The following is a 22,589-nucleotide window of genomic DNA, read 5'->3' as shown; positions in this document are numbered from 1 at the left end:
TTTTCCTATCAGTCGATCTCACGGAGAAAGGAGACAGTCACCATGGGCCAGATTATTTCCGCAACTACTCGCTTTGACTCCCAGGCAGCCCACCGCCGCGATGATTTCCTCGCCAAGGCCCGGGTGCTGTTGTCCCAGGCTGAGGTTTATCGCGATAAGAGCCAACTGATTGAGGCCTTGGATGCAGCGTACCAAGCTGCACTGCGTTTAGCTGGCGCACGGATTGCGGATTCGCCGCTAGCGCGTCGTCGCCGCGGGCTACCGAGTGGGGCCTGGGAGCAACTCAAGCTCGTTGATGAAGCTGGTGAGGCTCAAGCTGCTGAGTTTTCGGCTTACTCGCGGCTGCGGAGCCGGCTGCTCTCTGGTGCGCAGTGGGATGTATCTGAGGTGGTGGTTGATGAGTTGATAGGGAAGGTTGCTGACTTCTTAGTCGCCGTGGAAGGTTCCCTGGGTTGGAACCTCGATGCAGCCTAAAGTTGTAGGGACTATCCACTTACGGGGGTAGTCGAATCCTTCCCTGAACAGGCAGAAAGGTGGGGTTTTAGGTCGCTTGAGGCGCAGTGGTGGCGCGGTGTTGAAGGTGATGGTGTGGTGGCGCTTGCCGCCTAGGTGGGTGACGTAGTGGATGACGTGGCGAAATGGATTCGCGTGTGGTGGTGCTGATGGGTGAGGATGATGCAGCTGAGCTGCTGCTTCCTCAAAGAAAAAAGTGTGTGCTTGTGCGTGCCTGGAGGGAACTTTCAGGATAGGGTGTGCGTTATAAGGATTAGAGATTGGCAAGCACCAATCATGATCCAGAAAACGAACCGAGTGCGGAGGACGCCTTGTCACTATCTGAGCAGGAGCTCAACACGCTCCGAGAGATTGAGCAGTCTCTCCTCGCCGACGACCCCAGTTTTGGGTCCGGGGTCACCGATGACCACGTTTTCGGTAGCGGTGAGGGGATCAACCTATCCCTTCAAGGTGTCGCGCTCATCGTCGTTGGCCTCGTCGCCATGCTGATGGGTGTCATCTTGTCCCAAAACAGCCTGTGGTTTATTGCCCTCAGTGTGGTCGGATTCCTCGTGATGTTCGGCGCCGGGGTGTGGATGTTGCGTGGCGGCGGAAAACAGAACCGTGGTTTCCGCCGACGCCCCTCAATGTCCCTATCCATGGATAAGGCTGGGCCCATCGTCACCAAAGAAGGCGGCTCATTAAGCAGCCGAATGGAAGAGAACTTCCGTCGTCGCTTCGAAGAGCGCTAAACCCTCTCAACTTCTCCTATACAAGCACCGCCGCTTTCCACTCTTGCCGGAGTGAGGAAGCGGCGGTGTTTTCTTATGTCTGCACATTTTCCCCCACTTTGCCCCACATCTGACGCGGCGCTTGGGGATGCTGCGCTGGGCTGACATGTGCCTGCTTGCTTGACGTGGCATATCTGCAGTTCGAGGTGGTGTTGTTGGGGTGAGGGAAGGTGTAAGAAGCGAGGGGAACTTAGTGGGGCTAGTGGTGCTTGTGGGGCTTATGTGACTAGAGTGATTAGCGTTTAGGTAAATCTCCCCACCAATAAAATCTCAGTTAACCTGGGAAAAGACCTTTATTAGTGGGGTGCTTGGCCACTTTTAGTCTTGCTAGTGGGGGAAAGTGGGGTAGAGTGGGGCACAGCGATGAGGCAACCAGTCTTATGGCTATGGATTTCGACACTCCACATGAGGTCATCACCACCGGCTCAGGTTTAAGGGAAGGGAGTTCCAGGAATGTTTCTGGGCACCTACACCCCGAAGCTTGACGCCAAAGGTCGTCTCACCCTCCCAGCGAAGTTCCGCGAAGAACTAGCTGAAGGGCTGATGGTCACTAAAGGCCAGGACCACAGCCTTGCGGTGTATCCCCGTGGAGAGTTCGCGGCCCGAGCTCGCAAAGCAGCGGCCGTATCCCGCACCAACCCAAAGGCGCGTGCGTTTATCCGCAACCTGGCAGCCAGCGCGGATGAGCAAACACCCGATGGGCAGGGACGAATCACTTTGTCCCCGGTGCACCGTGAATACGCAAACCTCAGCAAGGAATGCGTAGTCATCGGTTCCGTCGATTTCCTAGAGATCTGGGACGCCGAGTCCTGGGCCGCCTATCAGGAAGAAACAGAAGCGGAATACTCCGCTGCCGACGCCGACGATATCCTCGGCGACCTGCTCTAACACCCTGATATGCGCGTCACCCCAGGAGTGCGTGTACGGACTCTGTCCGACGAGGACAAGACGCGGCGGGCGAAAGCTTGCTTCTGGTGTACTTCCCCGACATCAGAACCAACATCACCGCCACACTCTTAAGCCTGGTCGGACAGGGCCCTATATGTACTCAGGCCAGACATATTGCATATAAGTTCCTTCGCGCATGAGAAAAAGGGGGTGACCCAGGGGCCAATGGACGCAAGCACCAGCAACGCAAGCACGAGCAACGCCAGCGAACACGGGCACATTCCGGTGATGCGCGATCGCATCGCGGAACTTTTAGCCCCCGCTCTAGAACAAGAAGACGCGGTCCTTATGGACGCCACCCTGGGCGCCGGTGGGCATAGCGAATACCTACTGCACACCTTCCCCACAGTGCGCATCCTCGGAGTTGACCGCGACGCCCGTGCGCTTAGCGAAGCCCGCGAGCGTCTTTCTGTTTTCGGGGACCGTTTCCACGCCATCCAATGTCGCTTCGATGAGGCCCACGAGACCTTAAAAGAAGAATCGCACCCCATCGCCGAGATCGTCTTAGACCAAGGCCTGGCAGGCAGCCTCTTTGACCTTGGGGTTTCCTCTATGCAGCTAGACCAAGTTGAGCGTGGCTTTGCTTATCGCACCGATGCACCCCTTGATATGCGGATGGACCCCACCAAGGGCATCACCGCAGCTGATGTGCTCAATACCTATAGTCACGGCGACCTAGCGCGGGTACTCAAAACCTATGGTGATGAACGCTTCGCCGGGAAAATCGCCAGCGCGGTGCTAAAAGAAAGAGAAAAAGAACCGTTTAGCACCTCCGCGCGGCTGGTGGAATTGCTCTATGACACCATTCCGGCGGCTACTCGCCGCACCGGGGGGCACCCCGCCAAGCGCACCTTCCAGGCGCTGCGCGTGGAAGTTAATCGCGAACTCGAAGCCATTGAACTCGCACTGCCTAATACTGCCGCTATGACGCGCTGCGGTGGGCGGATGGTGGTCATGAGCTACCAATCCTTAGAAGACCGCCTGGTGAAGAAGTTCTTCGGGCAGCTTTGTGCCTCTAAAACCCCACCCGGGTTACCCGTGGACCTTCCGGGGACCGCACCGGAATGGGTAGCGATTACCCGCGGCGCAGAAAAAGCGAGCGCAGCGGAAATCGAAGAGAACCCGCGGGCCGCCCCGGTGCGGGTCCGCGCTATCGAAAGAACCTCGGCTTCCACCGACACTTCCCAGAACGACCCAAAGAAAGCTTTCCGAGATGAGGGACACCATGGCTGACCGTCGGCGCACCTACTCCCGCACCCAAACCAATACGGCCCTCCTGGAACGCGAAGATCTGCGCACCCAACCGCGGGTTAGCCCACGGCGCTACCCGGAGGCCCCGAGCCGCGAAACGCCCACTGGGCTAAAACCACGGCCGCATCGCAGCACCCGGAAGAACCCGCCGGCCGCACCTAAACGGCTGGGGTCTCGCCAAGTGGTGTCCCGGCGTGGGCGGCGCATCCAACCGCGCAAGGAAACCCCGCGGATTCTGAAGATCTCGGCCGCCGCTTTGCTTTTCGCCATTGCCGGCATCATTGGGGCCATGACCCTTTCTGGGGTGACCACGCAGCAAACCTTCCAGCTGCAACAACTCAAGGTGGAACAAAACCGCCTTGATAACCAGCTGGAGTCCTTAAACCGCGACCTTGAGAATGTGCGCAGCTCTGCCTCCTTAGCCCGCCAAGCAGGGGAGCGGCACCTGGTGGTCCCACAGCAACCGGGCATCCTGGCGGTCAATGATGAAGGCGAAGTCACCGAGGTTCGCCCCCCGAGTGAAGAAACCCGCCCCATTATTGATGTCAATGGCAAACCGGTGCGCGCCCACATTGCCTCTAGTAACCCGGAGAAAACCCGGGAGCTCGATGGCAACGTCTCAGCGGTACCGCATCTGGGCATGCCGAACAATGATGCCGGGGTAGCGCCCTATGCCCCCAATGTTCCGGCCGCGCCCAGCCCTGGCCGATAACTGAGCAATCCCTGTGATTAGGCTCCGCATCGGCGGGGCATAGAAGCTCAACAGCCCCTGTCGCGGTAGCGTGTGACAGGGGCGCACTGCGCCTGTGAAAGCACTCGACACGAAAAGGATGGTGAGGATGTCCTCCTCGGGCCGCGCGAATAATCGTCGCGCACCTCGACGCCGTGTCAGCAGCGACCACCAGCCTGCCCCTCGAGGCAGCTCCTCGCGAAACTACCGCGCGCAACAAGCCAGAAGGCAACAAGTCACCAGGCCACACCCCACCCGCGAGCACCCTGCCCGCGAGCACCCCATCACACGGCCAGAACCCGCACCGCGGGAAACCCCCACCCAATTGCAGCGCAACACCATGCGCCGCCGCATCCAATGGATCGTGGTCGGGGCCATCGTCATCGCCGTGGCTCTCATTGCGCGCCTCGGTTGGGTACAGGTGGTGTGGGGCCCAGATCTTGCCGAAAAGGCCGAAGCCCAGCGCGCCCGCGTCTATGTGGACCCCGCCCGCCGCGGCACCATCTCTGATCGTGATGGCCGCGACCTCGCCTACACCATGCAGGCCCGCTCGCTGACCGTCTCCCCCATCCAGCTGCGCAAGGAACTTCGCCAGCAGCAGGAATATGAGGTCACCATCCGCGGCGATGAGGAAGCCCGCAACCGCGAGCTGGATAAACGCGTCGGCGCGATCCTCAAAGACATGTCCACCGGCATCCCACGGATGATCAAGGAACATGGCAACCCCACCGACGAGGTTGACCCCAAGGAAATCCTCGAGAAGCTCAAAGCCGATACACACTATGAGCTCCTAGTCCGCAATGTGGACCCAGACATTGCGGTAGAGATCGCCTCTACCTACCACGGTGTCGCCGCCGATCACCAAGACATCCGCCAATACCCCAATGGCGCGATTGCCGAAAATATTATTGGCAAGGTCTCCATGGATGGCCAAGGCCAATTCGGTTTCGAAGCCTCTGGTGATTCCGTCCTCGCCGGCATTAATGGCCGCTCCACCGAAGATGTCTCCACCAATGGCCAAGTCATCCCCGGCACCTTGCGCGACCAGGTCCCCGCAGTCAATGGCAAAAACGTCACGCTTACCCTCGACCTGGACACCCAAACCTTCGTCCAACAAAAAATCGAGCAAGCCAAAGCCAACTCCGGGGCACATAATGCTTCCGCGGTGGTACTAGACGCCAAAACCGGCGAGATCATCGCCATGGCCAATACCGGCACCATCGACCCCAATGGGGATATCGCTAAACAATTAGAAACCGGCCGCGACTTCGATAACCGCGCTGTCTCGCACCCCTTCGAACCCGGCTCGGTCGCCAAAATCATTACCGCCGCCGGCATCATCGAAGAAGGCCTGAGCACCCCCGATGAGGTCCTCACCGTCCCCGGCTCCATCCACATGTCCGGAGTGACGGTGCGCGATGCTTGGCAACACGGCGACCTCGCGCTTACCACCACCGGTATTTTCGGTAAATCCTCCAACGTGGGCACCCTCATGCTTGCCCAACGCCTCGGTGAGGATAAATACGCCGACTACCTGCGCCGCTTCGGCATTGGCCAACCCACCGGCGTGGAATTGCCCAATGAATCCGCAGGCCTACTTCCGCCGCGGGAACAATGGTCCGGCGGCACCTTCGCCAACCTGCCCATCGGCCAGGGCATGAGCTGGACGGCCCTGCAGCTGGCCAGTGTTTACCAAACCCTCGCCAATGGTGGGGAACGCATCGAACCCCGCATTATCTCCAAGGTCCAAAGCGCCGATGGTTCCTTAGAAGAACAACCCGCCCCGACCCGCACCCGCGTGGTCAGCGAACATACCGCCCGCACCATCGTCGATATGTTCCGCGGCGTCTTCCAAACCGATCCCACTGGCTTAAATTCCGGTACCGCCGCCGGTAATGGCATTGAGAGCTACCAGCTCGCCGGTAAAACCGGTACCGCGCAGCAGGTTGACCCCGATACCGGCGCGTATTCTAATTCCGATTATTGGATTACCTTCGGCGGCATCGCCCCCGCGGATGATCCGCGCTTTGTCATTGCCGTCATGTTGGACGCTCCGGAGCGCGGCCCCAACCCCGATGGTGGTGGGGGAGCTTCCGCCGCCCCGGTTTTCCACGATATTGCCTCCTGGCTGTTGGATCGACACAATGTGCCGCTCTCTCCACCCCAAGAAGGCCAACTCATCCTCCAGCACAACTAGCAAGGACGCGCGTATGAGCAGTACACTTCGCAGACTCTCGGAACTCGCCAACGGTACTCTGCATAACTCCAAGGACCTGGAGATTTCCGACATTGGTTTAAATTCTGCAGAGCTTCCCGAGAACGGGTTATTCGCTGCACTCCCCGGCACCCGTACGCACGGGGCAAGCTATGCCGCGGCAACTCCCGCCTCCGCTATTTTGACTGATAAAAACGGGTGGGAATACCTGCACAACCATGGTGAAACCCGGCCGGTCATTGAAGTTGAGGATGTACGCGCCATCCTCGGCCAGGTGTCCGCCGAGATCTATGGTCATGCCTCCAAAGAACTCACCCTCATCGGCGTGACCGGCACCGCCGGCAAAACCACCATCACCTACCTGCTGGAAGCTGGACTTGCCCATCTTGGGGTGCCTACCGGCGTGATTGGCACCACCGGCACCCACATCAAGGGCCAAAAAGTCGACACTCCCTTAACCACCCCGGAAGCCCCCATGCTTCAAGAGCTCTTCCGCGAGATGGTCAAGCAAGGAGTCAGCCATGTGGTGATGGAAGTCTCCTCCCATGCCTTAAGCCTGGGCCGCGTTAACGCCTGTGATTTTGATGTTGCTGGGTTTAGCAACCTCTCCCAAGACCACCTGGATTATCACCCCACCATGGAGGATTATTTCCAGGCCAAGGCCACCTTTTTCCGCCCTGGAAGCCCCGTGGAGGCACACCAATCCATCATCTGCATTGATGATAAATGGGGCCAACGCATGGCCACCGAGGTCGCCGAACACCCCATTACTGTCAGCATCGACGGCCACCCTGCCGATATCCAGGCCAGCGATATTCACGTGGATGAAGCCGGCATCCACCACGCCACCATCACCTTGCCGAATACCGCCCCCATCGACTTAAGCCTCGCCATCCCGGGCCGCTTCAATATCGCCAATGCCGCCATCGCCCTAGGCCTAGCCCAAGCAGCCGGCCTTAACCCAGTACAGGTCGCCGAGGGTATTGCCCAGGTCAATGTGCCAGGGCGCATGGAAAAAGTACAAGAAGGCCAAGATTTCCTTGCGGTGGTGGACTATGCCCATAAACCCGCCGCGGTAGCTGCCGTTTTAGATACCTTGCGCTCCCAGATCACTGGGCGCCTTGGGGTGGTCATTGGTGCTGGCGGTAACCGTGATCATTCCAAACGCCCCATTATGGGAGCTGAAGCGGCGAAGCGCTGCGAGCTGGTCATCATCACCGATGACAATCCCCGCGATGAAGATCCCGCCAGCATCCGCCAGGAACTACTAGCGGGTATTGATACCGACACCGAAGTCCGCGAAATTGCAGACCGCCGCGCAGCTATCCGCGCCGCAGTGGCCTGGGCCCAACCCGGGGATGCCATTGTGGTGGCCGGCAAGGGCCATGAAACCGGACAACTCATTGCAGGGGTCACGCACCCCTTTGATGATCGCGAGGAACTCCGCGCCGCCCTCAAGGAGCGTAAAGGATGATCCAGCTCAGCTTAAAAGAGATCGCCGAGATCACCGGCGGCAGCATCTACCATGCCGACCCGGACACCATCGTCAGCGGCAGCGTGGAATTTGATTCCCGCAAGATCAGCAACGGTGGGATCTTCCTCTGCCTACCCGGTGCCCGCGTGGATGGCCATGATTTCGCACAGACCGCCATTAATGCCGGCGCGGTAGCGGTGCTCGCCGCCCGCGATGTCGGGGTGCCCGCCATTGTGGTGCAACCCCAAGGTAAATCCGATTCCACCGGCTACGCCCTGGAATTCGATGATGAACACGGCAGCGGCGCCGCAGTACTCAAGGCCCTTTCCGCACTCGCGCATGCCGTAGCCACCCGCCTGGATATGCAGATCGTGGGCATTACCGGCTCCGCAGGAAAAACCTCCACCAAAGATCTAGCCGCCACGGTGCTGACCAAAGCCGGCGAAGTAATCGCCCCACCCGGAAGCTTCAATAATGAGATCGGGCACCCCTACACCGTGCTGCGCTGTAGCACATCCACCGATTTCCTAGTCGCCGAAATGTCGGCCCGCCGCATCGGCAATATCGCCGAGCTCGCCGCCATCGCCCCACCCACCGTCGGAGCGGTCTTAAATGTGGGCTCCGCGCACCTAGGGGAATTCGGTTCCCGCGAAGGCATTGCCCAAGCCAAAGGTGAGCTGGTTGAGGCACTCCCGCCGCAGGGCACTGCGATCCTCAACCTCGATAATGACCTGGTTGCGCCCATGAAGTCCCGCACCCACGCCAAGGTGCTCTACTTCTCCGCTGAACAACCAGCAGATATTTATGCCACCGATATTCACCTCGATGAACAAAGCCGCGCGCATTTCGCGCTGCACATAGGCGAAGACTCGAGAATGGTGAACCTGCAGGTTCATGGTGAACACCAAGTTCCCAACGCGTTGGCCGCAGCCGCCATTGGGCATGCAGTAGGCATCCCGATTGCTCAGATCGCAGCCGCACTATCAGAGCACACCGCTGCCTCCGCGCACCGCATGGATGTGCAAACGCGCCCCGATGGGGTGGTCATCATTGATGATGCCTATAACGCCAACCCGGAATCCATGCGCGCCGGGCTTAAGGCTTTAGGGGCCATGGCTCGTAGCCGCGGCACCACCGCATGGGCGGTGCTCGGGGAAATGGGTGAGATGGGGGATAATGCGGAAGCTGAACATGCCGCCATCGCGGAAGTGCTCCGCGCCCAAGAAATTGAGCAGCTTATTGTGGTGGATGTTTCCCCAGCCACCCGGGCAATGGTTGAGGCGGCAAGGGCACAGGGTATAACTACTCAGGTTGCGAAAGATTGTGTTGCGGCCGCGAAGCTGGTGCAGCCTCACCCCGGAGACTGCGTATTGGCGAAAGCCTCCAATGCCCAAAAACTCTGGGAAGTTGCCGAAGCTCTCCGCGCCGTTGATTGTGAGAAGAGGAAGAACCCTACACCGTGATTAATATTATTATCGCCGGAGCCGTCAGCTTCCTCGTCGCTGTTTTCATCACCCCGCTGCTAATCCGCTGGTTCTCCGCGGAAGGCCTCGGCCAAGAAATCCGCGAAGAAGGACCCAAGTCCCACCTGCGTAAACGCGGCACCCCCACCATGGGTGGCCTAGCGATCGTTGCGGGCATTATCGCCGCTTATGTCTCTACCAATATTTATGGAACCATCAGCGGCACCGGCGGCTTTACCGTCTCCGGTCTACTGGTCCTAGGGCTTACCTTAGGTCTGGGTGCTCTCGGCTTCGCAGATGACTTCATCAAACTATTCAAAGCCCGCAACCTGGGGCTGAATAAAACCGCGAAGCTGGTTGGGCAATTCGCCCTCGCCTTAATCTTCGGCGGACTCATTCTCTTCTTCCCGGACTCTGAGGGACTTACCCCGGGCAGTACGCACCTCAGCTTCATCCGCGATATCCCCACCGTCGACCTTGCTTTCGGCGGCGGCATCGGCATCATTATTTTCCTGCTTTTCATCTATATTTTGGTCTCCGCCTGGTCCAATGCCGTCAACCTCACCGATGGCCTCGATGGCCTAGCATCCGGCGCCACCGCCTTAGTGCTCGGCGCCTATGCCGGCATCACCTTCTGGCAATTCCGCAATAGCTGCTCCGAAGTCGCCACCGCCGGCTGCTACTCGGTACGCGACCCCCTCGATCTCGCCGTACTAGCCACCGCCGGGCTGGGTGCTTGCCTGGGCTTTTTATGGTGGAACGCCGCCCCCGCCAAAATCTTCATGGGCGATACCGGCTCCCTTGCCCTCGGCGGGCTTGTGGCCGGCCTCTCGGTTGCGTCGCGCACCGAGCTGCTGATGATCATCATTGGTGCACTCTTCGTTATGGAAGCCGCTTCCGTGGTGATCCAGGTGATCGTCTTCCGCACCACCGGTAAACGCTTCTTCCGCATGGCCCCCTTCCACCACCACTTCGAAAATGGTGGCTGGGCGGAAACCACCGTCGTCATCCGATTCTGGCTGATCGCCGCCATGGCAGTGCTCTTGGGCTGCTCCATGTTCTACGGCGAGTGGCTAACCTACTCATCACTTTAGGAGCTTAAAGCCATGTCAGAGCGCATCTTGGTCGCCGGTGCCGGAGTCTCCGGGCTAGGGGCATTACACATGCTGCGCGCCACCGACGCCCGCGTCGACATCGCCGATGATCGACCAGGGCACGGCGCCATCCCCGTCAACCAGGTGAACCTGGACAACTATGACATGGTGGTTACTTCCCCTGGGTGGCGTCCCGATTCGCCTTTGCTTTCCGAGAGCGTGCGCCGGGGCATCCCAGTTATTGGGGATGTGGAGTTGGCTTGGCGTTTGGATCGCGCGGAAGTCTTTGGGCGCGAGCGGCGTTGGTTGGTCGTTACTGGGACAAATGGCAAAACCACCACCACCGCGATGCTGGAAAAAATGATGCAAGCCGGTGGTTTCGCCGCCCGAGCTGTGGGGAATATTGGCTTAGCGGTGGGCGAAGCGCTGGCTGCGGAAGAACGCATTGATGTGATGGTCGCGGAGCTTTCCAGTTTTCAGCTGCATTGGGCACCTACGCTGACCCCAGATGCTGGGGTGTTGCTGAATCTTGCTGAAGACCATATTGATTGGCATGGCGGCTTCCAGGCCTATGCGGATGCGAAGGTGCGTGCGCTACGTGGGCCGGTGGCCATTGCTGGTACCGATGACCCGCATGTGCGTACTGCGCTGACCCGCGCTGGGATTGATGCGGTTGGCTTCGGGTTGGACTCTGCGACGCGCTACCACGTGGCCCAAGGCCAACTCATGGAAGGTGATACGCCACTAGCTAGTGCCGAAGGCATTGAACCTGCTGGGCCCGCCGGGGTATTAGATGCTCTGGCTGCCGCGGCAATGGCGCGTTCCCAAGGAGTAAGCGCGCAGGCCATACAAGAAGCCTTGAGCTCCTTCCATGTGGCTGGTCACCGCGGGCAGGTCGTAGGGGAGTGGGATGGTATTCGTGCTATCGATAATTCCAAAGCAACCAACCCGCATGCCACGGATGCGGCCATGAAGGGCCTTGGCCCGATTATTTGGGTTGCTGGTGGCCAACTAAAGGGAGCGGATATTACCGAACTAATCCGCTCGCACCGCGACCACATTAAAGCTGCGCTTATTCTCGGCCAGGATCGCCACATAATCTCGCAAGTAATGGACGTAGAGGCGCCGGAAGCCTTGGTGTACAGCACTCCCGAAACGGACCCTGCCGCCGCCATGGACGATCTCGTAAAGCAAGCAAAACAGTGGGCGAGCCCCGGCGACACCATTTTGCTAGCCCCAGCCGCCGCATCGCTGGACATGTATGAGGGGATGGGGCAACGTGGAGATATCTTCGCGGCCGCAATCAAGAAGCACTTAGGAGGCGAGCATGCGCGGGATTAAGGAAACCTGGAAGCGGGTGCACCAAAAACCGCTGCTGGATTACCTCGTGATCCGAATTTGCGTGTTTGTGCTCACCGCGCTGGGCATCGTGATGGTGATGTCCAGTTCTATGACCTGGTCCATTATTGAAGGCTCCAATGTGTGGGGGACGGCGCGACGCCAAGCGATCCTGGTGTTCCTCGGCCTGGTGGCCTTTTGGCTGGCGCTGAAGATTCGGCCCCGAACCATTCGGAAACTCTCCGGATGGGGGCTGCTCATTGCGATTATCCTGCTGATTCTGGTGCTGATCCCCGGGATTGGTACCGGTAAAGCGGAGGTGGGTTCGCAATCCTGGATTGTGCTGGGGCCGCTGCGCCTGCAGCCATCGGAGTTTGCGAAGGTTGCGCTGGCGATTTGGGGTGCCAGCCACCTGGCAGATCGTAACCCGCGCTTTAGTGGGGATAGCGACCTGCGACCCTGGGTGACCTTCTGCGTGGGTGCTTTCGCGGTGATCGCCTTGATCTTCGCGGAACATGACGTGGGTATGGCGCTGAACGTGGCCCTGATGGTGGGGCTGCTGCTCTTCTTCGCCGGCATTCCGACGCTGGCGGTGGCCGTGTTCTTTGGGCTCGGGTTGCTGCTGGTGATTATTGCGGGCATGGGAGATGGTTTCCGTTCGCACCGCATTAGCGTTTACCTGGATGCGCTTTTTGGGCACTTCGAAGACACCCAGGGCGCAGCCTTCCAGTCCTACCAGGGCTTCCTTTCGCTGGCGGATGGTTCCGCTGGCGGGGTGGGGCTGGGGCAATCGCGTGCCAAGTGGTTCTACCTGCCGGAAGCGAAAAATGACTTCATTTTCGCGGTGATTGGTGAGGAGCTGGGGCTTTGGGGTGGGGCCTTGGTGATCTGCCTCTTCCTGATTCTGGGGATCTATGGGCTGCGCACCGCGCTGCGGGCGGCTAATCAATTCCAATCGCTGATGGCGGCGACTATTACCGCTGGTGTGGTGTCACAGGCCTTCATCAATATTGGCTATGTGATTGGGTTGCTGCCCGTGACCGGTATCCAGCTGCCGATGATCTCTGCTGGTGGTACCTCAGCGATTATTACCTTGGGGTCCATGGGCATTCTTGCCAATATTGCGCGCCATGAACCCGAAGCGGTGTCCGCGATGCAAAGTTATGGTCGCCCCACCTTCGACCTGCTGCTCTTTATCCCGGAGCCGGAAGCTGAGGCGAAGGAGCCTGCCCCGCCGGCCGCCCCGAGTGGTAGCGTCAAATATCGCCCGCATTCCTACCAAAGGAGATAGTGATCGTGGCTTTGCCGAAAGTGATGTCCGTAGTCCTCGCAGGTGGCGGAACCGCCGGACATATCGAACCCGCCATGGCCGTAGCCGATGCACTACGCGATCGCTTAGGCGACCACGTTCGAATCACCGCGCTTGGCACCAGCCGAGGATTAGAAACCTCCGTGGTGCCCGCCCGCGGCTATGACCTCCGACTGATCTCACCGGTACCGATCCCACGCAAACCCACCCCGAAGCTTGCGACGTTGCCGCTGAAGATCCGCAAAGCAGTGATGGAAGCCCGCGATGTGCTGGCCGAAGTTGAAGCTGATGTGCTGATTGGGTTCGGTGGCTATGTGTCTGCCCCGGCTTATCTTGCTGCCCGCATGATCGGCATTCCCTTCTTTGTGCATGAAGCCAATGCGCGGGCCGGGATGGCCAATAAGTTGGGTGTAAAACTTGGCGGCACCGGGCTTAATGCAGTCCCCGATTCTGGGTTGGATGGGGAAGTGGTGGGCATTCCGATCCGCAAGGAACTCAATGACCCGGAGGCTAGGGAGCGCGGCCACGAACTATGGGGCTTGGATGAACAGCGCTCTACCTTGTTAGTAACCGGTGGATCGCAGGGCGCGAAGAGCCTCAATGAGGCTTTAGCTGAGGGCCTTGATGAGATCCTGGAGCGCGGCTACCAGGTTCTGCATGCCTATGGCAAAAAGAATGAGGCACCGAAGGCGCGTGAAGGGTATGTGCCGGTGCCCTATATCGAGGACATGGCCGCAGCCTATGGGGTAGCGGATATGATCATCTGCCGCTCTGGTGCCATGACGGTTGCCGAAGTTACTGCCGCTAGCGTGCCTGCGGTGTATGTGCCCTTGCCGCATGGCAATGGCGAACAAGGCCTAAACGCTGGCCCCGCTGTGGATGCTGGGGCCGCCCGAATTCTGGAAGATAAACAGCTCAGCGGTGAGGCGATGGTGCGCCAAGTTGATGAGATCCTAGGCAATGTGGCTACCTACAATGCGATGCGCCATGCGGCGAATCGCACCGGAGCTGGACATGTTGCGGATAATATCGCTGAACGCTTGATCATCGCGGTTCGCCGCGCTAACCACTAACTACAACGCCCGCACACAGGAGCCCCGGAAGTGAGTACAGCCATTAATTTCTCGCGTGTCCACCTCGTTGGCATCGGTGGCGCCGGAATGTCCGGCGTAGCCCGCATCCTTTTAGAACGCTCCGCCATTGTTACCGGCTCGGATGCCAAAGATTCGCGACCGGTACGCGCCCTGCGTTCCATGGGCGCCAAGGTGGCCCTGGGGCATGCCGCGGAGAACCTCCGGCTAGCTGGGGAACTACCCACCGTGGTGGTGACCTCCTTTGCCGCTATTCCTCAGGACAACCCCGAGCTGGTGGCCGCTAAGGAAAACGGCATCCCGGTGATTCGCCGCTCGGATCTGCTTGCTGAGCTGATGAAGGGCTCCCAGCAGATCCTGATTGCCGGTACCCACGGCAAAACCTCCACCACTTCCATGACGGTGGTGGCAATGCAGGCCGCCGGCTTAGACCCCAGCTTCGCTATTGGTGGCAACCTCAACCGTGCTGGTACGAATGCGCACCACGGCACCGGGGATGCTTTTGTGGCTGAGGCTGATGAATCCGATGCCTCCTTGTTGGGCTATAGCCCCACTATTGCGGTAATTACCAATATTGAGCCGGACCACCTGGACTTCTTCGAAACGGAAGAAAAGTACTTCCGCGTCTTTGAACAATTCGCTGCACTGGTGCCAGCAGATGGCAAGATCCTGGTGTGCCTGGATGATCCGCACGCCGCTGCTTTGGCTGAGTCCCTCGCTGAGACTGGCGCCCCAGTGATGGGCTATGGCAGCTCAGTGGCCTGTGCCGAGCACCCCACCGTTCCCCGTGGGGCCATGGTTACCGCGCAGGAGCCCACGGCCTGGGGGCGCAAAGCCACCATCGTAATTGATAAGCACGCCCTCGAGGTGGATCTGCAGATCCCTGGTTCGCACATGATCCTGAACGCCACTGCCGCGCTCTTGGCCGGCTACCATGCTGGCGGGGACCTGGAGAAGCTGGTGACCGGCATCAATGACTTCAATGGCGTGCGCCGCCGCTTCGAATACCACGGCACGGTGCACGGTGAGGGGCCCTATACCAATGTGCGGGTCTATGACGACTACGCTCACCACCCCACCGAGGTCACCGCGGTGCTGACCGCGGCCCGCGAACAGGTGGATGCCTTAGGCAAAGGCAAGGTCATTGCAGCCTTCCAACCGCACCTCTACTCCCGCACCATGGAATTCGCGGAAGATTTTGCGCGTGCCCTGAACCTTGCGGATGCGGCGGTGGTGCTCGATATCTATGGTGCCCGGGAGAAGACTGTGGAAGGTGTGGATTCGCGCATCATTACGCAGTACATGCTTCCCGATAGCACCGTGTTCGAACCCGATTTCTCCGCGGTTCCCGCTCGTGTTGCGGAATTCGCTGGCCCGGATGATCTGGTGCTGACCATTGGTGCCGGAAGTGTCACCATGTGTGCCCCGGAGATTCTTCACTACCTGCAGGATGCACAAAGTTGAAACGCTGGTTCCTAGGTACCCTCGCCACCGTCCTCGTCATCGCAGTATTAGGGGCCGTGGCGTGGTTCACCCCGCTCTTTTCGGTCCGCCAATTCGAGGTCGAAGGCCAAGAACACACCACCGAAGCTGAGATCATCGAAGCTAGTGGTATCCGCGGAGGCGAGAACCTGCTGCGCCTGGACTACAACAAAGCCGCCACCCAGGTTTATGAGTTGCCGTGGGTTAAGGAGGTCAAGGCGACGTATTCGCTGCCGAGTACCGTGCGCATTGCTGTGGAAGAGCGCACGCCTTTGGTGTGGATCGCACGCCCGGAAGGCATCGCTTTGGTGGATGAAAGCGGACAGCCTTTTGTGATCGCAGAACCGCCTATGGGCACGGTGGAAGTCAGCGGGGCAGCACAAGGTAGCCTGCCGGACCTCGCGAAGATTGTTGAGGTCGCCAAATCCCTCGGGGATCAACGTCCTTTGGTCGCCCGCATTGATGCGGCGAGCCCGCGGGACATCGTTCTGGAGCTTCATGATGGTCGCCGCGTCCGCTGGGGAGCAGCGGAAGATAACCATGACAAAGCCCGAGCACTGAAAGTAGTGCTTTCCCAGGAGGGCCAGGAGTGGGATATTTCAGACCCCACCTTGGTCACTGTGCGTTAGCGAGCTGACCAGTCCTTCCAGCTTTTGCCCCAGTGCGCGTCTTTGACTTCCGCGAGCGGCCCCTCGGGGACTGTCACTACAACCTCCATGCCGGGGTAGTGCCAATAGCAGCGCCCATGCTGGTCCATGAATACCCGCACGCGGCCATCGGTCGTTTGGTTATGGTGCTTGCGGCATAGGGCCTGCAGGTTACCCACCGTGGTGGGGCCGCCAAGTCCGTACTCAATGACATGGTCGATATCGCAGTACCTGGCCTTGACCGTGCAGCCCGGGGCCCGGCAATGGGCATCACGCCCACGCACGATCGCCTTCTGGCCTTCCCGGGGGTCATGGCCTTCGACCATGAAGTCTTTCAGCTCAGGTAGGTCACGCACCTTATCCACGCGCTGGGCCCAGTATTGGCGGCGAGCTTTGCACAACCAGATATCGCCTTCAAGGCATGCCGGGGATTCTGCATCCGGGCCGTAGATATTGAGGATCGTGGTGGCTGTGGTTTGTTGTCGCATCAGCATCAAGAAAGCATCAGGAAGCTCAATGCCTTCTCGTTTGGCGACACTCTCGATAGCAGCGAGGACCTCTCGAGCTTCATCGGCTTCTAGGCCGATCTTGAGTACGGTGCCGCCGCGCGGGGTGTCAGCGGTTTTGAGATAGCGCGCCGGCGGATCAATCTCTTCTTCTTCCTCATCGGATTCGAGGACGCTGATCTTTAGGCGGCGGAGGCGATTGGTGACTCGGCGTTTACTCGGCACCTCTTGGGCTTGGGTAAAAGGCGAGAACATCTCGATAAGGGCTTCTTCAAATTCAGCGAGTTTTTCCTTGGGTACATCTCTAAGCTCGCGGTAGATATGCGCGAGCATCGCCTGGTTGATGTGGCCGAAGTCTAAGGCCAGCTCCTTAAAGCGCGGCATCTCGCGCATCAGCAGGGCGGCATGAAGATGAGTGCGGACATCGCCGATACCGAAGGCGCCATAGGCGGCATAGGTTTGGAGGAGGTGGTGCATATCAATGTCCTCATCCTCGTCAGGCAGGATCTGCTCCCAGACTGTGATGTCATTGCGGTTGCGTTCGCGGATCCATGCGCTCAACGGGTGTCGGGCAGCAGATGAAGCCCAAAAGGCATTGAGTTTTACGTCATTGAGGTTGTTATGTTCCCAGGGGTGTTCGGGAATGGGGCCTCTTCGCCAGGCTTCTTGCTTTTCGGAGGGTGCGGAGTTGGGGTGGGTTTCTTGGGTGTTCATGCTCTAAAACTTTCTTCGCTGTCTTTGCTATTGGGATAGAACATACACGCCATTGAGAACACGCCTGAGCGGCGATTCGAAGTTAGTTTCGATAGAGCGATAAAGCTAAAGTAGCTGGTCAAACTAGGGAACCGATTGGGGTATTGGTGACGTCTAAATATGGGATGCGTTGTCGGTTACGTACGCGTATTCGAGAGAATTCGCTAAAGTGGTGGGAGGCTGAGAAAAGTGCGCTGGCGAGGGGGCTACGTAACCCTAAAGTGCAGGTTGAGACTATCGACACGCCCGCGAATGTCCGACACTCAACCGCTTTTTTCGAGAATGATGAATACATCACGCGGGAACCATTCCCAGCGCATCAGATTTCTTAACCTCGCGAATATCCCCTCCTAGGAAAGGCCAGCACCAGAACATGACCTCCTCGACCAACTATCTCGCCGTCATCAAGGTCGTCGGCGTCGGCGGCGGTGGCGCCAACGCCGTGAACCGGATGATCGAAGAGGGCCTTAAAGGTGTCGAGTTCATCGCCGTGAACACCGACTCCCAGGCCCTCATGTTCTCGCTAGCTGACGTGAAGCTCGATATTGGACGTGAAGCCACCCGCGGACTGGGTGCTGGCGCCAACCCCGAGGTTGGCCGCACCTCCGCAGAAGACCACAAGTCGGAAATCGAAGAAACCCTGCAGGGTGCCGACATGGTCTTCGTTACCGCAGGTGAAGGTGGTGGCACTGGTACTGGTGCTGCGCCGGTGGTGGCCAGCATCGCTAAGAAGCTGGGCGCTTTGACCGTTGGTGTTGTTACCAAGCCTTTCAAGTTCGAAGGCGCTCAGCGCACCCGCAAGGCCGAAGAGGGCATCCAAGCCCTGAAGGAAGTCTGCGACACACTCATCGTTATTCCAAATGATCGCCTGCTGCAGCTAGGCGATATGAACCTCTCCATGATGGACGCCTTCAGCGCCGCTGATGAAGTGCTCCACAATGGTGTGCAGGGCATTACCAACCTGATCACCACTGCTGGTGTGGTGAACGTGGACTTCGCGGATGTTCGCGCCGTGATGGCGGATGCTGGTTCCGCACTGATGGGTGTGGGCCGGGCAACCGGTGAGAACCGTTGCCTCAGCGCTGCTGAGCAGGCCATTAACTCGCCGCTACTGGAGGCCACCATGGAAGGTGCCCGCGGCGTGCTGCTGAGCTTCGCTGGTGGCTCTGACCTGGGCCTGATGGAAGTTAATGAAGCGGCCAGCCTGGTGGCTGAAAAGGCTGACCCGGATGTGAACCTGATTTGGGGCACCATCATTGATGACAACCTTGGTGATGAGGTTCGCGTGACCATCATTGCTACCGGCTTTGATGTCGAGGCACAGAACAAGGCCAAGGAAGAAAAGAAGAGCTCCATCTTCGACAATGATGCTGAGCCGGTGAAGGAAGAACCGCGTCCTTCCTTCACTCGCGAAGAGGCCCCGCGCCACCGCAATGAGCCGACCCGCGGCGGGCTTTTCACCAACAACGCCAATGACAGCTTTGATTATGACCGCGATGACCGCGGTGATGATCTAGATGTCCCCAGCTTCCTACGCTAGGACCACAGTGAGCGAACGCCGCCCGGTGCATAAGGTTTTTACCTCCCGCAAAGGTGGGGTATCGGAAGGGGCCTATGCCTCCTTCAATTTGGCTGATCGTGTGGGCGATGACCCGGCCCATGTGAAGGCCAATCGTGAACGCCTCGCCCAAGTGCTGGGCTTAGAGGCTTCGCGCTTTGTGTGGATGGAACAAATCCATTCACCCACCGTCACGGTGGTGGAGGGCCCCAGTGAAGACCCCATTGCCGCAACCGATGCTGTGGTGACCACCCAGCGAGGATTGGCGCTATGCGTACTCGTGGCTGATTGCGTGCCTGTGTTGCTCAGTGATCATGAGGCAGGGGTTATTGCCGCTGTACATGCTGGGCGCATGGGGGCACGCAATGGGATCCTGCGCAACACCATTGAGAAAATGGTGGAGTTAGGAGCTAGGCCGCATGCCATCCACGTGCTGATGGGCCCCGCCGCATCCGGTGAAAGGTACGAAGTCCCCCGTGACTTGGCTAGTGATGTGGAAACGCACCTGCCTGGTAGCCGCAGCACAACTGCGAAGGGAACCCCCGGTCTCGATATTCGCTCAGGCCTGCTTCGGCAATGCCTCAGTAAGGGAGTAACCGCGGTGGATGCGGACCCGCGCTGCACCATTGAGGATGAGGATTTCTTCTCCTATCGGCGTGAGGGAACCACGGGACGTCAGGCAGGTGTGATTTGGCTCGACTAGAAGAATTGCGCAGCAATTTAGCGGCGGTGCGGCGATCGGTGGGGGATCGAGTGGAGATCCTGCCGGTGACGAAATTCCACCCTGCCTCGGACCTGGAGCTGCTCTATGAGCTTGGGGTGCGGGCAGTGGGGGAGAATCGCGAGCAAGAAGCGCGCGAGAAAGCTGCTGCTTGCCCGCAAATGGATGTGTGGATGATTGGGCAGATTCAGTCCAAGAAGTGCAACTCCATTGCGCGCTGGGCGGCGGGTGTGCAATCCGTGGACACCCTGAAAATTGTGCATGGGTTGGAACGCGGAATGCGCAATGCCGAGGGAACTCGGACGAAGGGCGATACGTTGCCCTGTTATATCCAATTAAGTTTTGATGGCGACCCGAATCGGGGCGGCTGCAGCGAAGAAAATCTTGGCGAGCTGGTCGCGGCGGTCCGGGAAAGCGAGCACCTCGAGCTCGTCGGTTTTATGGTTGTCCCACCGCTGGGAACCGACGCCACAGAAGTTTTTCGGTGGGCACATGCTCTATGCCAGGAGTACTCCACGGAGCAACCGCTGAAGCTTTCGGCGGGGATGAGTGGGGATATGCACGAGGCAATTGCGGCCGGCTCAGATGTTGTGCGTGTCGGTACCGCGATCCTCGGTTCACGCCCGGTAGCCTGAGCTCAATCGCAGTTTTCACACACTTACCTGAAGGGGAGTAATCGGTGTCGATCATTAATAGCGCCAAGGAATTCTTCGGCCTCACCCCGGCCGATATGGATCACGATGACGCCTACTACGACGAGCAGCCGCGCTATAACGGCTCCGCTGCCTACGCACCGCAGCGCGAATACTATGAGCCGCGCCGCCTGCCCGCCACCGTTGTGCCGGTGGAACTGCGAGGCTATGAACAGTGCACCGAAATTGGAGAGCCCTTCCGCGATGGCGATGCCGTGGTCTTTGATCTTTCCCGCATGGACTCCGCTGACGCCAAGCGTGTTGTCGACTTTGCTGCCGGCCTGTGCTTCGCGCTGCGTGGCTCCATGACCAAGCTGGATGGCCGCGTATTTGCGATCATCCCGGATGGTGCCGATATTTCCATTGTTGAGCTGGAGCGAGCAGCTCGTCTGCGTTAAAGCACACTAAACGCTTCAGGTAAACGCCGCGCACACGCATACCGCTGTGCGCGGCTTTGTGCATTCTCCGCTAGAGTCCAACACGTGGAATCGATAGGTCTTATCCTGCTCGTTATTGTCCGTATCTTCACGTGGGTGCTCATCGCCCGCCTCATCATTGAGATGGTGCAATCCTTCTCGCGTACCTTCCGCCCGCCGCGGTGGTTCGCGCTGATCGCCGAGCCGCTTTTCTTAATCACCGACCCGCCGGTGAAGCTCTTGCGCAAACTCATTCCGCCGCTTCCCATGGGCGGGGTCCGACTGGATGTCTCAGTGCTTGTTTTATTCTTCATCTGCGCCATCCTGCAGTCGGCACTTTTAGCCTGGATCCGCTAGCGGGGGTAGCTGTACCCCCTGGTTGCCAGCGGGGTGTGTCGGGTGATGTGATCGAAAGTGATCTAAACAGGTAATCTAAATCCAGGATCTTTCGTTTCAAGTAGCCTCAATAGATAACTCCGTGGTTACATTTCCTTGAACGACAACGTAGGATGAAATGAAAATCACGTCGCGGGACCTTCCCGCGTGGCAGTCCTGTACTGCAGGGCGCGTAAACAAATCTCGAAGGGAACGCCAATGCCGCTGACACCAGCTGAAGTGCACAATGTTGCTTTCAATAAGCCGCCGATCGGCAAGCGGGGCTATAACGAAGACGAGGTCGACCAGTTCCTCGACATTGTCGAAGACACTCTCGCCCAACTCATGGACGAGAATGACTTCCTTCGTCAGCGAGTAGAAGAGCTAGAAGCTGGTGGCGGAGCCCCCGCTGCCGCTCCTGCTTCCGTCGATGAAGGCCAGCTCCGCAAGGAAATTGAAGCGAAGGTGCGCGGCGAGTACGAAGCTAAGCTCGCTGAAGCTAAGAAGGCCACCGCTAAGGCCGAAGCTGATGTGAAGGCTGCCCGCGAAGAAGCCGAGCGTGCCCGCAAGGAAGCTGCCGCTAAGCCGGCCGCCGCCAAGCAAGGCCTGGTCCAACAGCAGCCGGCCGCCGCCGCTGAAGGTGGCGTCGCCACCGCTGAGACCCACATGCAGGCCGCCAAGGTCCTGGGCCTGGCCCAGGAGATGGCTGATCGTTTGACCAGCGAAGCCCAGGCTGAGTCCAAGTCCATGCTGGATGAGGCTCGCACTGCTGCTGAGAAGCAGGTCAACGAGGCCAATAGCAAGTCTCAGGCTACCCTGGCTGATGCCAAGCAGCGCGCCGAGAAGCAGCTCTCTGAAGCTGACCAGAAGGCTAAGACCCTGGTTGCAGATGCGGAGCGCCACTCCGAGAAGACCATTAGCGAAGCCAATGAGCGCGCCCAGGCCCAGGTCAAGGAAGCTCAAGAAAAGGCTCAGGCCCTGCAGGCTGATGCTGAGAAGAAGCACACCGAGATCATGGCCACAGTCAAGCAGCAGCAGACCGCCCTGGAAGCTCGCATTGCTGAACTGCGCACCTTCGAGCGCGAGTACCGCACTCGCCTGAAGACCCTGCTGCAGTCCCAGCTGGAAGAGTTGGAGTCCCGCGGTTCCTCCGCGCCGAACGCCAACCCTGAGCGCTAAAACTCTACAGCCCTGATTCCCTCATCTACCTCGCGTAGGTGAGGGATTTCTTCTAGAAAGGTGT

Annotated in this window: 20 protein-coding genes and 1 pseudogene; 20 read left to right on the top strand and 1 reads right to left on the bottom strand. The window is 59.1% G+C overall.

Translation table 11 applies throughout. The annotated features are described in order from the left end of the window. The first annotated feature begins 42 nt into the window (after positions 1-42). From BMZ01_RS03885 to BMZ01_RS03820, 14 genes and pseudogenes are all read left to right on the top strand, one after another. Positions 43-474, top strand: coding sequence for an SAV_6107 family HEPN domain-containing protein (locus BMZ01_RS03885; protein ID WP_092284619.1), 432 nt, complete (start codon positions 43-45; stop codon positions 472-474). A 350-nt stretch (positions 475-824) separates the two neighbouring features. Beyond that, positions 825-1,244: a DUF3040 domain-containing protein gene (locus tag BMZ01_RS03880; protein ID WP_092284737.1), complete on the top strand. Its 420-nt coding sequence runs from the start codon at positions 825-827 to the stop codon at positions 1,242-1,244. Positions 1,245-1,736: 492 nt separating this feature from the next. Beyond that, complete coding sequence (gene mraZ, locus BMZ01_RS03875; RefSeq protein ID WP_092284617.1) at positions 1,737-2,171, top strand: division/cell wall cluster transcriptional repressor MraZ; 435 nt, start codon at positions 1,737-1,739, stop codon at positions 2,169-2,171. A 225-nt stretch (positions 2,172-2,396) separates the two neighbouring features. Continuing rightward, positions 2,397-3,464, top strand: coding sequence for a 16S rRNA (cytosine(1402)-N(4))-methyltransferase RsmH (rsmH, locus tag BMZ01_RS03870; protein ID WP_092284615.1), 1,068 nt, complete (start codon positions 2,397-2,399; stop codon positions 3,462-3,464). Further along, positions 3,445-4,194, top strand: coding sequence for a cell division protein FtsL (ftsL, locus tag BMZ01_RS03865; RefSeq protein ID WP_177180048.1), 750 nt, complete (start codon positions 3,445-3,447; stop codon positions 4,192-4,194). The genes rsmH and ftsL overlap by 20 nt, the downstream gene beginning before the upstream one ends. Before the next feature lie 358 nt (positions 4,195-4,552). Beyond that, complete coding sequence (locus BMZ01_RS03860) at positions 4,553-6,409, top strand: peptidoglycan D,D-transpeptidase FtsI family protein (protein WP_092284735.1); 1,857 nt, start codon at positions 4,553-4,555, stop codon at positions 6,407-6,409. Positions 6,410-6,422: 13 nt separating this feature from the next. Continuing rightward, entirely contained in the window at positions 6,423-7,901 is a 1,479-nt protein-coding gene (locus BMZ01_RS03855; protein WP_092284611.1) for a UDP-N-acetylmuramoyl-L-alanyl-D-glutamate--2,6-diaminopimelate ligase, read from the top strand. Next, positions 7,898-9,364, top strand: coding sequence for a UDP-N-acetylmuramoyl-tripeptide--D-alanyl-D-alanine ligase (locus tag BMZ01_RS03850; protein ID WP_092284609.1), 1,467 nt, complete (start codon positions 7,898-7,900; stop codon positions 9,362-9,364). Before BMZ01_RS03855 ends, BMZ01_RS03850 begins: the two co-directional genes overlap by 4 nt. Further along, a complete protein-coding gene (gene mraY / locus BMZ01_RS03845; protein WP_092284607.1) occupies positions 9,361-10,458 on the top strand; it encodes a phospho-N-acetylmuramoyl-pentapeptide-transferase in 1,098 nt (365 codons plus the stop codon). Before BMZ01_RS03850 ends, mraY begins: the two co-directional genes overlap by 4 nt. Before the next feature lie 12 nt (positions 10,459-10,470). Further along, positions 10,471-11,799: a UDP-N-acetylmuramoyl-L-alanine--D-glutamate ligase gene (murD, locus tag BMZ01_RS03840; protein WP_092284605.1), complete on the top strand. Its 1,329-nt coding sequence runs from the start codon at positions 10,471-10,473 to the stop codon at positions 11,797-11,799. Then, positions 11,786-13,009, top strand: a pseudogene (locus tag BMZ01_RS03835) (peptidoglycan glycosyltransferase FtsW); the annotation flags it as partial. The gene murD and the pseudogene BMZ01_RS03835, both read left to right, overlap by 14 nt. A gap of 83 nt (positions 13,010-13,092) precedes the next feature. Then, positions 13,093-14,178, top strand: coding sequence for an undecaprenyldiphospho-muramoylpentapeptide beta-N-acetylglucosaminyltransferase (gene murG / locus BMZ01_RS03830; protein ID WP_177180047.1), 1,086 nt, complete (start codon positions 13,093-13,095; stop codon positions 14,176-14,178). A gap of 30 nt (positions 14,179-14,208) precedes the next feature. After that, positions 14,209-15,660, top strand: coding sequence for a UDP-N-acetylmuramate--L-alanine ligase (gene murC / locus BMZ01_RS03825; protein WP_092284590.1), 1,452 nt, complete (start codon positions 14,209-14,211; stop codon positions 15,658-15,660). Further along, a complete protein-coding gene (locus BMZ01_RS03820) occupies positions 15,657-16,307 on the top strand; it encodes a cell division protein FtsQ/DivIB (protein ID WP_177180046.1) in 651 nt (216 codons plus the stop codon). The genes murC and BMZ01_RS03820 overlap by 4 nt, the downstream gene beginning before the upstream one ends. Here the strand turns inward: BMZ01_RS03820 and BMZ01_RS03815 are convergent. Then, positions 16,304-17,545: an HNH endonuclease signature motif containing protein gene (locus BMZ01_RS03815; protein WP_092284586.1), complete on the bottom strand. Its 1,242-nt coding sequence runs from the start codon at positions 17,543-17,545 to the stop codon at positions 16,304-16,306. The two genes, BMZ01_RS03820 and BMZ01_RS03815, sit on opposite strands and share 4 nt — an antisense overlap. 412 nt (positions 17,546-17,957) lie before the next feature. Here BMZ01_RS03815 and ftsZ point away from each other — a divergent pair, with 412 nt between their 5' ends. The 6 genes from ftsZ to BMZ01_RS03785 all read left to right on the top strand — a co-directional run bounded on the left by ftsZ (position 17,958) and on the right by BMZ01_RS03785 (position 22,525). After that, positions 17,958-19,124, top strand: coding sequence for a cell division protein FtsZ (gene ftsZ, locus BMZ01_RS03810; RefSeq protein ID WP_092284584.1), 1,167 nt, complete (start codon positions 17,958-17,960; stop codon positions 19,122-19,124). Positions 19,125-19,131: 7 nt separating this feature from the next. After that, entirely contained in the window at positions 19,132-19,845 is a 714-nt protein-coding gene (gene pgeF / locus BMZ01_RS03805) for a peptidoglycan editing factor PgeF (RefSeq protein ID WP_395890773.1), read from the top strand. Next, complete coding sequence (locus BMZ01_RS03800; protein WP_092284580.1) at positions 19,833-20,498, top strand: YggS family pyridoxal phosphate-dependent enzyme; 666 nt, start codon at positions 19,833-19,835, stop codon at positions 20,496-20,498. Before pgeF ends, BMZ01_RS03800 begins: the two co-directional genes overlap by 13 nt. 44 nt (positions 20,499-20,542) lie before the next feature. Beyond that, positions 20,543-20,953 (top strand): cell division protein SepF, encoded by a 411-nt coding sequence (locus tag BMZ01_RS03795; RefSeq protein WP_092284578.1) that lies wholly within the window; start codon positions 20,543-20,545, stop codon positions 20,951-20,953. 84 nt (positions 20,954-21,037) lie between these two features. After that, on the top strand, positions 21,038-21,328 hold the full coding sequence (locus BMZ01_RS03790; protein ID WP_092284576.1) for a YggT family protein: 291 nt from the start codon (positions 21,038-21,040) through the stop codon (positions 21,326-21,328). A 237-nt stretch (positions 21,329-21,565) separates the two neighbouring features. Further along, positions 21,566-22,525 carry a DivIVA domain-containing protein gene (locus BMZ01_RS03785; RefSeq protein ID WP_092284574.1) on the top strand — a complete coding sequence of 320 codons (960 nt, stop codon included), beginning with the start codon at positions 21,566-21,568 and terminating at the stop codon, positions 22,523-22,525. The last annotated feature ends 64 nt before the right edge of the window (positions 22,526-22,589 follow it).

It is taken from the genome of Corynebacterium spheniscorum (assembly GCF_900113445.1).
Taxonomy (GTDB): Bacteria; Actinomycetota; Actinomycetes; order Mycobacteriales; family Mycobacteriaceae; genus Corynebacterium; species Corynebacterium spheniscorum.
The sequence above is the reverse complement of the archived record's forward strand: the minus strand, read 5'-3'. Positions and strand labels throughout refer to the sequence as shown.